14 protein-coding genes and 2 pseudogenes are annotated in these 12,643 nt (G+C 68.4%); 8 read left to right on the forward strand and 8 right to left on the reverse strand.

Going from position 1 to position 12,643, the window contains the following annotated elements; genetic code table 11:
- The first annotated feature begins 222 nt into the window (after positions 1–222).
- Genes J7I98_RS24815 through J7I98_RS24830 form a run of 4 tightly spaced genes read left to right on the forward strand, consistent with a single transcriptional unit; the run spans position 223 to position 3,407 of the window.
- Positions 223–1,548: a condensation protein gene (locus tag J7I98_RS24815; protein WP_214925636.1), complete on the forward strand. Its 1,326-nt coding sequence runs from the start codon at positions 223–225 to the stop codon at positions 1,546–1,548.
- Positions 1,545–2,291 (forward strand): bifunctional 2-polyprenyl-6-hydroxyphenol methylase/3-demethylubiquinol 3-O-methyltransferase UbiG, encoded by a 747-nt coding sequence (locus J7I98_RS24820; protein ID WP_214925639.1) that lies wholly within the window; start codon positions 1,545–1,547, stop codon positions 2,289–2,291. The genes J7I98_RS24815 and J7I98_RS24820 overlap by 4 nt, the downstream gene beginning before the upstream one ends.
- A 5-nt stretch (positions 2,292–2,296) precedes the next feature.
- On the forward strand, positions 2,297–3,214 hold the full coding sequence (locus J7I98_RS24825) for a hypothetical protein (protein ID WP_214925642.1): 918 nt from the start codon (positions 2,297–2,299) through the stop codon (positions 3,212–3,214).
- The gene (locus J7I98_RS24830; RefSeq protein ID WP_214925645.1) at positions 3,201–3,407 is read left to right on the forward strand and encodes a Trm112 family protein; all 207 of its coding nucleotides are present in this window, start codon (positions 3,201–3,203) and stop codon (positions 3,405–3,407) included. Before J7I98_RS24825 ends, J7I98_RS24830 begins: the two co-directional genes overlap by 14 nt.
- A 468-nt stretch (positions 3,408–3,875) precedes the next feature.
- On the opposite strand, the pseudogene J7I98_RS42625 reads toward J7I98_RS24830, so the two are convergent.
- Positions 3,876–4,442 (reverse strand): annotated as a pseudogene (locus J7I98_RS42625) (transposase family protein); the annotation flags it as partial.
- Between the two features lie 221 nt (positions 4,443–4,663).
- Here J7I98_RS42625 and J7I98_RS24840 point away from each other — a divergent pair.
- The gene (locus tag J7I98_RS24840; RefSeq protein WP_251021132.1) at positions 4,664–5,380 is read left to right on the forward strand and encodes a DUF6333 family protein; all 717 of its coding nucleotides are present in this window, start codon (positions 4,664–4,666) and stop codon (positions 5,378–5,380) included.
- A 306-nt stretch (positions 5,381–5,686) separates the two neighbouring features.
- Here J7I98_RS24840 and J7I98_RS24845 read toward each other — a convergent pair whose 3' ends face one another.
- Positions 5,687–6,136, reverse strand: a complete 450-nt coding sequence (locus J7I98_RS24845; protein ID WP_214925651.1) for a pyridoxamine 5'-phosphate oxidase family protein — start codon at positions 6,134–6,136, stop codon at positions 5,687–5,689.
- A 110-nt stretch (positions 6,137–6,246) separates the two neighbouring features.
- Here J7I98_RS24845 and J7I98_RS42945 point away from each other — a divergent pair.
- Positions 6,247–6,712, forward strand: a pseudogene (locus J7I98_RS42945) (transposase).
- Between the two features lie 80 nt (positions 6,713–6,792).
- Here J7I98_RS42945 and J7I98_RS24855 read toward each other — a convergent pair.
- The 6 genes from J7I98_RS24855 to J7I98_RS24880 form a co-directional block, all read right to left on the reverse strand.
- Positions 6,793–7,014 carry a DUF397 domain-containing protein gene (locus J7I98_RS24855; RefSeq protein WP_214925655.1) on the reverse strand — a complete coding sequence of 74 codons (222 nt, stop codon included), beginning with the start codon at positions 7,012–7,014 and terminating at the stop codon, positions 6,793–6,795.
- A gap of 100 nt (positions 7,015–7,114) precedes the next feature.
- The gene (locus J7I98_RS24860; protein WP_214925658.1) at positions 7,115–7,735 is read right to left on the reverse strand and encodes a S1 RNA-binding domain-containing protein; all 621 of its coding nucleotides are present in this window, start codon (positions 7,733–7,735) and stop codon (positions 7,115–7,117) included.
- Positions 7,736–7,823: 88 nt separating this feature from the next.
- A complete protein-coding gene (locus tag J7I98_RS24865) occupies positions 7,824–8,270 on the reverse strand; it encodes a hypothetical protein (RefSeq protein ID WP_214925759.1) in 447 nt (148 codons plus the stop codon).
- 381 nt (positions 8,271–8,651) lie between these two features.
- The gene (locus J7I98_RS24870; protein ID WP_214925668.1) at positions 8,652–9,506 is read right to left on the reverse strand and encodes a helix-turn-helix transcriptional regulator; all 855 of its coding nucleotides are present in this window, start codon (positions 9,504–9,506) and stop codon (positions 8,652–8,654) included.
- A 24-nt stretch (positions 9,507–9,530) separates the two neighbouring features.
- A complete protein-coding gene (locus tag J7I98_RS24875) occupies positions 9,531–10,058 on the reverse strand; it encodes a DUF6879 family protein (protein WP_214925671.1) in 528 nt (175 codons plus the stop codon).
- Entirely contained in the window at positions 10,030–10,290 is a 261-nt protein-coding gene (locus J7I98_RS24880) for a hypothetical protein (protein WP_214925675.1), read from the reverse strand. Before J7I98_RS24880 ends, J7I98_RS24875 begins: the two co-directional genes overlap by 29 nt.
- Before the next feature lie 690 nt (positions 10,291–10,980).
- Here J7I98_RS24880 and J7I98_RS24885 point away from each other — a divergent pair.
- Positions 10,981–11,448 carry an NUDIX domain-containing protein gene (locus J7I98_RS24885; RefSeq protein WP_214925679.1) on the forward strand — a complete coding sequence of 156 codons (468 nt, stop codon included), beginning with the start codon at positions 10,981–10,983 and terminating at the stop codon, positions 11,446–11,448.
- Positions 11,445–12,410, forward strand: a complete 966-nt coding sequence (gene hemC, locus J7I98_RS24890) for a hydroxymethylbilane synthase (protein ID WP_308377922.1) — start codon at positions 11,445–11,447, stop codon at positions 12,408–12,410. The genes J7I98_RS24885 and hemC overlap by 4 nt, the downstream gene beginning before the upstream one ends.
- The last annotated feature ends 233 nt before the right edge of the window (positions 12,411–12,643 follow it).

The raw sequence follows: 12,643 nt of genomic DNA on the forward strand, positions 1-12,643 counted from the left end.
TCTCCCGCCCGTTCGGCACCCGAGGAGACGCCCCAGCGCGGCACCGACCCCAAAGCCACCGCACCACGCCCCGCATCCGACGCAGCCGCACGAAGCCCGGCAGGCCCCCAGGGGCCGAACGGCGCGAGCGCGGCACTGACCCCAAAGCCACCGCACCCGCCCGCCCCGCCAACCGCACCGCAAGCCCCGACCCCTACGCCGACCCTCCGACGGGAACGGAAGATGACCGCACTTCAGCACCCCGCCCGCCCCGGAGGCCCACCGCAGCCCCCGCACGCCCGTGTGCCCTTCACCGTCGTCGACGAAGTAACCCGGCACTGCCTGCAACCCCGTGAGCCCGAGACCGTACACATCGAGGTCCACCTCCCCACGCAGCCCGACCCCGCCCGCCTGCGCGCCGCCTTCGCCGAGGCCTTGCGCCGCCACCCCCGCATCCTGATGCGGGAGGCGCCCGGCCCCTGGTACCGGCGCCGGTACGAGTGGGAGCTCACCCGGACCCCCGACACCGACGTCGTAACGTTCCCGCCGGCCACCCCGGACGCACTGCCCCGCGCCCGCGAGCGCGCCCTCGCCTTCGCTCCGCCCCTCGCCCTCTCCCCACCCGTACGCCTTGAAGTGATCGGCCGCGTACTTCTCCTGACGGTCAACCACACCGCCCTCGACGGCCCCGCCTGCCTCCGCGTCCTCGCCACCGCCGCCGAGCTGTACAGCGGCCACAGCGAAGGCAACGCCCCCGCGACCGCCGCCCCCGCGCGCCCCGCCGCACCGCAGTCGCCCCAGGATCAGCCCGGCCCCCTGAGCGGCACCGGATTCGCCCCTATCGCACGCGTAGCCCCCGGCTCGCCCACTGTCGCCGGCGGCAACGGGATGCTGATCACCGAGCTCCCCGTACCCAGCCGCCCGCGCACCGCGCCGTACACGGTCAATGACCAGCTCATGGTCGCCACGGCCCGCATGATCGCCCACTGGAACAACGAACACGACCGCCCCCCACGCCCCATGCGCATCACGATGCCGGTGGACGACCGCCCCCGCGGCCCGGACATGCCGATAGGCAACGGCACCCGCTTGGTAGAAGTCCCCTTCACGCCAAAGGAGTTGGCAACGCACACCACCCCCAGCCTCCTGCACCTCACCGCCCGCCGCACCCGCGCCCTCAAGGCCCTGCCCCGCCCCCAGCTAGGCCACGGCGCGGCCCTGCTCACCGCCCCTGTACTACCGGTCGGCGTCCGCGCGGCGATCACGCGCGGCCTGCGCAGAGCCGTCGCACCGTGGACCTCGACCACACTCCTGAGCAACATCGGCCGTGTCCCGTACCCCCTGGACTTCGGCGAGGGCACAGGCCGGGCGACAGCCGTCTGGTTCTCCGCGCCGGCCCGGATGCCACGCGGCCTGACGGTCACCACGGCAAGCACAGCGGGCAAGCTGCATCTGGCCCTGCGCTGGTCCAGCGCACTGCTCGGCGCCGGCGACGGCGAGCGGCTGCGCGACCTGTTCACGGAGTACCTCGCCGCAACCGCGACCGCAGAGGGAGGCGAAACCCAGTGAAAAGCACATCCGCACCACCACGCCCACCCACCCTCCGCGACTTCTACGAGGACCCCACCGTCCCCGTAGCCTCCGGCGCCCCCCGCAGCCTGCGCCAGGCACGCATGCTGGCCGCCGCCCTGGGGCCGCCCACTCCCCCGGCCACGGTCCTGGACATCGGCTGCGGCGACGGCACCGCGGCCGCCACCGCCACGCCGCTCCTCCGCGGGCACCGAATCATCGGCGTCGACTGGTCGCAGGACGCGCTGCGCCGCGCATCGACCCGTATCGAACACGTAATACGGGGCGAACTGACCGACGGCGGCCTCCCGTTCGGCAACGGCGCCGCGCAAGCGATCCTCTTCAGCGAGGTCATCGAGCACCTGGTGGACCCGGACAGCGCCCTCGACGAACTGCGCCGCGTACTGGCCCCCGGCGGCCATCTGATGCTCTCCACCCCCAACCTCGCGGCCTGGTACAACCGCGCACTGCTCCTCGCCGGAGTCCAGCCCGTCTTCTCGGAGGTGAGCCTGCGCGCGATCCACGGCCGCCCCGGCCGCGAAGTCGTAGGCCACCTACGCCTCTACACGGCCCGCGCGCTGCGAGAGTTCCTGACAGCCTCCGGCTTCGAGGTAATAAGAATCGCCGGAGCCCCGTTCCACGGCGTACCACGCGCCCTGCGCCCCCTCGACCGCCTCGCCTGCGCCGCACCGAGCGCCGCGTCGATCCTGCTCGCGCACGCCCGCCGCCGCGCCGGGGACTGAGCCGGATGTGGTGGGGCGTAGCCTCCGCACTCCTCGCGAACGTGCTGTACAGCACGGGCTTCGTCCTGGAGAAACGCGCCCTGGCCGCGCTCCCCGCCCTGAACGTCCGCCGCCCGGCGCACCTGATCCGCCAACTCCTCGGCAGCCCACTCTGGCTGGCCGGCTCATTCGCACTGGCAGCCGGCTTCGCCGCCCAGCTCATCGTCTACCGAACCCTCCCGATGGCCGCCGCCCAGGCCCTCTTCGTCTCCGGCCTGGTCCTGCTCCTCCTGCTCTCCTCCGCCGCCCTGGGCGAACGCACCTCACACCGCGAGCGCTACGCCATAGTCGCGATCCTGCTGGCGCTCCTCATGGTGGTCGGCTCACTCAGCCAGAGAACGGACAGCATCGGCCACAGCTCCCCCGCCCCCCTGATCCTCCTGATCAGCGGCTTCTCACTCGCCGCAGGCTTCTCGCTGTACGTCAGCACAGAGCGCCGATCGGCCCGCCGCCACCGGCCGCCCACCTCCGGCGTCGAGTACGGCGTAGCGGTGGGCCTGGTCTACGGCGTGAGCTCACTGGCGATCAAGGGCGTATCGGCGCACCTGACCCTCACCGACCCGACAGGCACCGCACTGGCACTACTGAAGTCCCCGTACCCGTACCTACTGCTCATCACGGGAGCCACGGGCCTGGTCCTCTCCCAAACCGCACTCCAGCGCTGCCGGGCGTCACTCATCGTGCCGGTGTGCACAACAACGTCCTGTCTCTACACGGCCGTCCTCGGCACGTTCGCCTTCGGCGAGTCCCTGCCGACCGACCCACTGCGCCTGACCCTCCGCCTGGCAGGCGCAGCGCTGGCAGTGGCAGTGCTCCTCACACTCACCACCAACACTCCCCAACCCACCTCACCACCAAGGCAGTTGACCCATGAACCCCGATGACCCCCTGCTGAAGATCCTCGCCTGCCCGCTGGACAAGGGCCCCCTGACCCTCCTCCCCCTGGAGGACACCCTCTACAACCCCCGCCTGCGCCGCCGCTACCCCATAGTCGACGGCATCCCCCAACTGCTCCCGTCCTCGGGCGAACAGGTGCCGGAGGCGGAACACCACCGCCTGCTGAACCAGCTGAACTAACGGCCTCGGGGGAAATTGAGATCTGGGCGTGGTGGCCTGGCGGTTCGGCTGGTGGTGATCAGCAGGCAGTGTCGCGGACGAGGACGAGCTCGGTGCTCGTCTGTCGGCGGGTGGCCCGCTGGGCGGATCGGTCGGATACGAGACAGGCGATCGCGAGGTGGGTCTCGGCGTAGGTGTCGCGCCGTCCGGTGAACCTGCGCAGGGGCGCCCACTGGCGGAGCTCGGCGTTGGTGTGCTCGACGCAGATCCGGGCCGAGGACTGGCGGCGCCTGGCCTCCTGCCAGGCGTACTTGTCGCCGTCGCACGCCTCCTCCGCGGGCTTCTTCGGCGGTGCGCTGACCTGGTCGGGGAACTCCTTGGCCAGCCCCTGGTATCCGGAGTCGACCCGGGCCTTGACGTGGGACGGGTCCGGAACTGCTCGCCGATGCCCTCGGTGCGTAACGCGGTCTGATCGTGAACGCGGCCCGGCCGTACCACGCCGGACAGCAGCATGCGGCCCTGGCCGTCGCTGAACGTGGTGGTCTTGATGGTGTTCTGCCTGCGCTTGCCGGAGATGAACGCTTGGCGGCCCGGGCGCCCCGCCTGAGGGCGGCGGACCTGAGTCTCGGCCCCGTCCATCCGCAGCTCGATGCCCTCGGCCTCGGCATAGGCGAAGACGTCCTCCAGGGTCTTCAGCCGCAGTCCCGCCCGATCGGGTACGGCGAACCCGCGGGCCGCGAGGAGCGGACGGACCTGACGGGTGGCCTCGGAGACGGTGGAGCGGTCCACGGCGAAGAGTTCGGCGAGGACCGCGTGCGGCAACTGGTGGCGCAGATGGACCAGGGTGACCAGCAGCCGGTCGAAAAAGACCAGCTTCGGGTTGCGCCCAGCCCCTTCCGCCCGTCGGCGCGGGCCACCCCGTGCCGCACGCAGCGCGGACTGGCGGGCCGCTTCCCACGGTCCGGCGAGTTCGGCGAACAACTCGCCGAAATGTGCGCGGGAGACACCGGACAGGGCAGGATGGGAACAGACCGCACGGGCCCAGGTCAGCTTCACAACTCACCCAACCCGTGTGGTCCTTCTCATGTCACGGCTCGACCGGGGCGATCACGATTTCCCCGAGGTCGTTGGACGCATTGCGGCGATCACCGAGTTGCTGGAACGGGGGGCTCCGGTTGAAACGATCATGTGCCGCACCAGCGCCGCTGTCTCCGGCCGCCTGATACAGGGGCCGACCCGTGGACCGGCTGTCGCCCCCTGTCGCTACGGTGACCCGCATGACCGATACCAAGTACTGGACTTCTGCGCCGGACCGGATAGTTCGCGGCTCGATGGGCCTGTGCCACCTGACGGTGGCCCAGTCGCCGTTCAACGTCGATGCACGCAGCCTCCCGCCTCAAGACCCGGCGTGGGCACGTGCGTTCGCCGAGTCGTTCGAGGGCATTGAGGAGGTGTTGGAAGACCTCGGCCCGCGCTCCGTGCAGACCCCGTTGCCCTCAGCGGTGCGTGCCGATCTGGACATCGTCCATGCCGCCGCGTGGGGGGGCATGTTGAGCATCGTGAATCCGGCGTTCGCGACCGACGGGAATGACGAGCCGCTGAGGTCGGCGGCCGGTGCGCTGCGTGAGCGATTCCCCAATGCGCGGATCGTGGGCCGGGTCGCCTACCACGGTGGCATGGAGCACACCGAGGACATCGTGTGGCTGCCGGACGGCGCCATGTTCCACGCCTCCGGCTGGCCCGGGGACGAGCCGTTCGTCGTCAGCGGTGACGCGAAGGCGGTGATCGCCTCCCTGGATCTCAAGAGCTGGATGCTCGACAACGCCGGCGTCGACCTGAACGAGGCACTGAACGAAATCGAGTGGTCCCGCCTGGCGGGTCTGGCGCTGGGCCATTCAGACCCGTGGGGGTGGGAGGAGATGCAGGCCACCGCGTTCCGCGTGCAGCATTCGGAGGACGCGGTGCGGGACATGGAGGGCCTGTACTTCATCTAGGGCGTAAGGCGGCGGCCACTGGCTGGAGGGTCCGAGGATCGAAACATCTGAACGCTTCACTGGACGGCGCGACACCTACGCACAGACCCACCTCGCGATCGCCGGTCTCGTATCCGACCGATCCGCCCAGCGGGCCACCCGCCGACAGACGAGCACCGAGCTCGTCCTCGTCCGCGACACTGCCTGCTGATCACCACCAGCCGAACCGCCAGGCCACCACGCCCAGATCTCAATTTCCCCCGAGGTCGTAAGACTTGTCCGGGCGATCTTGATGATCGCCCGGATGGAAGACCTGGGCGTACGCGGTCACGTGCGGCGGAACGTCTCCACGGGCAGGCCTGGACGCCAGAGGCGGACGACGAGTTCGTCGCCCTCGACGGCTGTGAGCACGACCTCACGGAGATCGAGACGGAAGGCGTGGAAGTCACCCGGCGGCTCTTCGCCGGTCGTATAGATCTTCTTCTGCTCAGGGTCCGTCACCTCGAACGCGACCCCGGAGACCTTAGCGTCCCCTTCACCCGGATGGGCATGGATTGCGCACCGGCCGTCCCGCCGCAGATCCAGGGCTTTGACCGCGTTCAGCATCGATCCGAACGACAGTTCCGGCCCCCGGAAGGCGACCTCGGATCCACTGACGCGCGGCGACCCGCCCTTGCGCAATGTCGCCAAGATGTGCGTCTCGGCCTTCTCGAACCGAGCCCTCACCACAGACGCGAGGTCACTGGCCTCGCTCTCGAACTGCTCCCATGTCGCCATCCCCCCACTCTCGCACCGCAGATGGGACAGCGAAGAAGCGGTCCCCTGAATCGGACTGACTTGTATGACCCATCATGTGGCTGCTTCATGGCTGGCTCGTTGTTCCGGACATGGGGCGGGGCGATCTCACAGATGTTGACTGGGAACGGCTGCAGCCGTTCCTCCCGGTGAGCAACAGACGTTGCAGACCGACGGCGGGACCATCGACAGGTGATCGATGGGATTCTGCACCGGGTGCGGACCGGGGTGCCGTGGCGTGATCTGCCCGAACGGTTCGGGCTCCGCGTCCCGAGGGGCGGACTGGGCAGGTCCCGCAAGAAGCCGGACAGCCTTTCGGCCGACAAGGCATGCAGCAACGGACCTTGCCGCGAATACCTGAGACGTCGCAGGATCCCGCACACCATCCCGGAGAAGACCGACAGCCAGGCCGCCCGCCTGCGCAGAGGCTCACGCGGCGGACTGCCACCCGGATTCGATGAGGAGCGGTACAAGAAACGCAACACCGTCGAACGAACGATCAACCGCCTCAAGCAGAACCGAGCCGTGGCCACCAGATACGACATCAAGCGTGGCTAACGTCTTCCTAGGAGCTGTCCGACGGGTCGGTCCCGACCAGGCTGGCACCGGCCCGCCGGCGTTCCTGGCGCCCCGGGCGCTCAGCCCCGCAGTTCACCCGCCTCGATACCGTTGCGGAACTCGGACCACTCGGCTGCGGTGAACCGCAGCGCCTCACAGTGAGGGTTCTTGGAGTCGCGCACCGCGACCGCGCCACCAGGTAACTGCGCCACCTCGACACAGTTGTTCATTCCGTCGCTGAAGGACGACTTCACCCACCTCACGCGCGAGAGGTCCAACTTGTAAAGCTCAGCCTTCTGCACGCTGTTCTCCTCGTCTGGGCCGGTTGTGCTGCATCACTACCCCGCGCGGAGGGCCCTTACCGGCCAACACCTTGGAGCCGGGTGACCCATCGGACAGGCCCTAGGAGCTGTCCGGCCGATCACGTGACCGCAGCTTGTTCTGCGCGTTGTTCCGGGTGTGGGGCGGGGTGAACGCGGTGATCTGTCGGACGCGGAGTGGGAACGGCTGCTCAAGGTCGACGGTGATGATCTCCACGGAGATCTCCTGGCCCTCGCGCAGGGTTTCCGCAGGATCCAGAGACGGCTCGCTGAGCGGAAGGAGCCCCTCGACGCATTCGGCGAGGCGCACGAAGACTCCGAAAGGCGCGATCGTTGTGACACGTCCGACGACGACTTGACCGACCCGCTCCGCGAAGCGAGCCGTCAAGTCTTCATGCCGGGCCCACTCGCTGAGAGTGATGCCCACCTGGTGATTGTGGTCGGAGTGCCACACAACCTCGCCCGTGACGCGTTGCCCCACGGTCGGCAGCTCCATGCACCTGGGCATCCTGTTCACCCTGGTCAGGCCAATGGCGTCAGGGTGGCCTTCAATGGAGAGGAAGGCGCCGAAGGGCTGCCGGCCGATGACCTCACCGGTGATCCGAGTGCCGACAGGCAGGACGCGGACGGCCACGGACCAGGCCGCAGCGGGATCGACTGCCGGGCTCCAGCCATTCTCCGAGGGCCAGGAGTACTCACTCATAGGCCGATCATGGCAGGCGGCAGATACGCGTGGACCGGTTCCAAGGCGCTGGTCACATGATCGGCCGGACAGGTCCTAGCTGAACTGGCTAGGAGCGGCTCGCGCCCTCAGGCCACAACACCCGCACGGGCACTCCGTTGCGCTCGGCGCATGCCACTACATCGGCTGTACCGCCATATCCCCAGGCCGGTTTTCCATCCCACACCGCAATCAGTTCGTCGGCCAAGCCGATGAGGATCTCACTGCCCGCCATGTACGCCTCCGAGTCAGAGACCGTCATGCCCGTGTGGTGGACCTCGACCGCAAGGCGCATCAGCTCGTCGTACACCGCCCAGTGATCTTCCGGCAGACTCTCGCGGAATTGCTTTGCGGGGACGACGACTTCGAGGCGTCCGCCGTGGGCCAGCACGGCCTCGGCGAACCAGGCATCGGGTCCGTCAGCAATGCACGACAGGCCCACCAGCGCGGCGGCGTCAATGCTGCGGACCGTCTCGTCGAGTAGCTGGCGGACCTGTCGCTCAACCTCTCGGCTCAGATGGCGACGCTTCCAGCCCGCTCGCCGTCTGGGCTGCCGCTGACGTCCTGTCTGTTTGGGGCACTACCGCCCGGCTCCGGACGAGTGCACGGTCGACGCCGCGCCGGTCACCGTTCGCCGCATGGGCGAGGGCTTCTCGATGAGCGCCTTCACGGCGCATACCTGTAGGGGCAGCGGATTATGCGCGTGGGGATCGCCGGGCACCGTGGGAGCGTGCGACGCACCGCGCGGGCGCGCTCGACGATTCGGCAGCCACACCGCTCACAGCAGGGCAGCTCCTCGGCGCCCTGCGCGCCGAGGGCGTCAAGATCGTCGAGGTCGGAAACTGGCGCACCCACAACCGCAACCACAAGGGAGGGGGCGTCTTCCTGCGTCCGGGGGTCAGTGCAGGGTCTCGATGGCGTTCACGATCAGCGCGCGGGCGGCCGCGCCGTACACAGCCATCCCGCGCAGTTCCTCGAACGCCTTGAGGTACAGGGCGATCTCACTCGGCTGTGTGATGTTCACCTGGGCGGAGAGCATTTCGACCGACACCAGATTGTCGTCGTAGACGTGGAACGTCTCCTGTGGCCAGATCCGTCGCTCTTTCGTCGCCATGGGGATGATGCCGAGCGACACGGACGGCAGCGCGCCGGCGGTCAGCAGGTAGCCCAGCTGTGCGGCCATCGCCTCCGGGCTGCCGAGTTGATAGCGCAGGGCCGCTTCCTCGATCAGGAGAACAAAGCGGTGCCCAGGCTCGTGGATGACGCGGGACCGCTCAACGCGGGCTGCTGCTGCTTCGGGTCCGTCGTTGACAGGGACATCTCGGAAGTCCGCGATGGTGCTGAGCAGCGCGGCAGCGTATCCCTCGGTCTGTAGGAGTCCTGGCACCATCGTCGACGAGTAGACGCGGAAGAGGCTCGTCTCGTGGAAGAACTGGACCCAGCTGTCTTGCAGCTGCTTCATGCCGCTGCGGACTTGGTGGCGCCATTCGCTATACATCGACTCAGCGTTCAGGGACTGAGCGATGAGGTCGCCGGCCTGTGCGACATGTCCGCAGGCTTCACACCAGCGCCGGATATCCGTGGCTGATGGGGCGGTCCGGGAGTTCTCGATGCGGGACGTTTTGGCGTGGTGCCAGCCGCACTGGCTGGCCAGCTCGCTGACCGTCAGCCCCGCGCTCTTCCGGATGTCGCGTAGGCGCCGTGCGACTGACTCGCGGGCGGCCTGCGCGGACGAGGAGGGGGAGATGGGCATGAGCTGGCCTGCCGTTGTCTTCTGCTAGTGGATCTTGTAGTCGTCGTGTGGGGTGGCCTTCGCCCATACGGACTCCAAGGCTTCTGCACAGAGCTTGGCCGCTGCCGGGTCGTCGGTGATTTCCTCACCAATCCAGGAGCCGTCGCCTGCGAAGTGGTTCCAGTGGACCCAGCGTTCGTCGAAGAGCCAGAAGTCGTTGCCGGGCAGTGCGATCTGAGATGCCTTGCGACGGGGGAGCCAGCGGACCTGTTCGCCGGCCGCGACGTTAGTGAAGGTGCCGTCGTAGAGGAACTTGGTGTACTCGCTGACGGGCTCGGAGACGATGCGTGCCCGGCGTACGACGATGCCACGGGAAACGGTGGCTTCGATCAGGTCGAGCCACGGACGCCACCACGAGTCCCTATCCGCCGGGTCGTGGCGGAAGCCGTCCTTCCAGGCAGAGAAGGGGCCATCTTCGTAGTCGACGGCGTAGGAGTCTCGCATCTCGAGGTGCACAGCGGAGCGCGTGCAGGACTCGATCAGCTCATCGAATGTCGGCTCGCTCGACGGCATCGCACGCCTCCCTGATCATGTGCACCATCCTGGCGGGGATACGGATTACGGCCTCGCCTTCCGGAATTCCCTTGGCGTGTCCGGGAACCTCTGTGGCGGCGCACTGCGCTTCGAGCTCGGGGCCCGGCTTCCAGCCCTGGAAGACGAGTTCCTGCTTCTCCTGGTCGATCCAGACTGTGGGGCTCTGCTTGTCCCCGGTGCTGGGGTCGATACCGATGAACACTAACGACATGTCAGCCTCCTGCGTCAGCATGTGCAGTTGTGTGCACCAGCCTCTGTCGAATGGGCCGGGTGGTCAAGAGTGCGATACGCGATTCCAGGCGTGCAGCGTGTTGTGTGCACAGTTCTGCACATCGCTGGAGTGCGTGCACATCGGGTCCCTACGGTCAGGTCATCCCTGCTGGCTGACTCGACGGGGGCACGACCCGTGATGACGATCAAGGTGTATGAGGCGAACTCCGGGACGGGCAGACGCTTCCCGCCGCGCACTCAACTCACGGTGCGCGAGGGTGACCGCGAACGCTTGCCGGAGACTCTGGCTTTCCCGCCGTGCACCTGTGCGCGATGCAAGGCCGCTCGGTGAGCGCGCCAGGAGGCGTCCTCTCCCGACACGTGGTCGCCGAGCTCATCGACTGCGGACAACTGCCGCTCACTGAGGGGGCCCGGTGACAAGGAGCATCATTCGAGCTGCGGAATGGACTCTCGGGCCCGACACCGAGCCCGGTGCTTCCGGCCCCGTCTACGAAGCAGAGTGCACCACGTGCGGCGACGCCTCGGAGGCGGGCCACGAGCAGAGCACGCCGGAGATCTGGGCACTGAAACACACCGGGTCCCACCCAAGCCATCGCTCCTTCCGGGCGATCGCCACATCGTTCTGGCGCGTCACTCCCGCGCCCGGCAACCCCTTCTGCGAGGCGGACCGATGCCAGACGTGATCCCTGCGGGCATTCCGGTGACGGCACGGATGCTGATCGCCGCGAGGCCGGCGTACCGCGTCGCGTTCGTCCACACGATCGGCAGGCGCCCCGCTTGGATTCTGCCCGGCGGTCTCGTCGAGCCGGGAGAGTCGCCGCGCGCGGCCACGGAGCGGGAGGTCCGCCAGGAGCTGGGCCTGGACCTGACGGCCGGCCCGCTCCTGGCCGTTGAGTGGATCCAGGCTCGCACACCCGGTCGGCGCGGCAGGCTGAACTTCGTGTTCGCGGGCCCCCGGCTCACCGCTGACGACGTCGACCGCATCGTCCTCCAGGAGACGGAGGTTGATGGCATCGAGTGGGCGGACCACACCCGTGCCAAGGAACTCGTCCACTCCCGAATCGCTGCCCGCGTAGGCGTCCCGCCCGGCCTCCCCGGCCCCACCGACTACATCCACCGCACCCCGGAGACACCGTGACCCTCACCGACCGCCCGCTGCGCATCGGTACGCGCAAGAGCCCGATGGCTCTCGCACAGACTGAGCACGTGCGCGCCCTCCTCCACCAGCTCGAGCCGGACCTGAAGACGGAGGTCGTCCCCACCCAGACCGAGGCCGATATGTGGCAGGGCGATCTCGCCAAGCTCGGCGGGAAGGGCCTGTTCGTCAAGGCCATCGATGTGCAACTTCAGCGCGGCGACATCGACATGGCCATCCACTGCCTCAAGGACGTTCCCGGCGACGTCCCCATGCCCGATGGACTGATCTTCGCTGCGATGCTGGAGCGCGACGACGTGCACGACGTCCTCGTCACCCCCGCAGGATCCACCGTGCAGACCCTCGACGACCTGCCGCCGGGCGCCTACGTCGGCACCTCGTCCGTACGGCGCAAGGCACAGATCAACAGCGTGCGCCCCGACCTCCAGATCATCCGCATCCGCGGCACCGTCGGCACCCGCATCCACAAACTCGACGGGAAGAAGGCCTCGGATACCAAGCTCGACGCGATGGTTCTGGCCGCCTCCGGACTGGAGCGCCTGGGCTTGAGCGATCGGGCACGGCAGATCTTCACGCCTGCCGAGATTCTCCCTGCCGTCGGGGCCGGCGTTCTCGCCCTAGAGTGCCGCCGCGACAACAACGTGGTGACCGGTCTCCTCCTGCGCCTGAACCACGCGCGTACGCAAGCCGAGGCAACGGCCGAGCGCGTGATGCTGCACGGCCTGCGCGGGCACTGCAACAGCCCGATCGCCGGATACTGCGTCACCGAACCCGACGGACAACTCAGCCTGCGCGGGATGGTCTTCAACCGCGACGGCTCCAAATTCGCCAACGCCCACTTCTGGGGCGAATCGGCCAACGACCCCGCTGTCCTGGGCACTCGCGTAGCTGCCGACCTCTTGCACCAGGGCGCCCGCGACATCATCGAGGGCATCCCGCACTGAGCCCCCCCCCATTGACTCCTGCCTCGGCTGCCACGCTCCTGGGGACGTTGACAGCCGAGGCAGGTTATCCACACCCATCGCATCGAACCGGGAGAGCCACATGTCCGATGACGGTAAGCACGCCGGTCAGCCTGCCGACAAACCGTGGACGCCTCCGCCCCCGTCGCCGTCCCCTGACAGGCCGCCGCCCAAGGTCACCAACCAGCAGACGAAGGACTGACGGTGGGCAGCAC

Source organism: Streptomyces sp. ISL-98 (assembly GCF_018614055.1).
In the GTDB taxonomy this organism is placed as follows: domain Bacteria; phylum Actinomycetota; class Actinomycetes; order Streptomycetales; family Streptomycetaceae; genus Streptomyces; species Streptomyces spiramyceticus.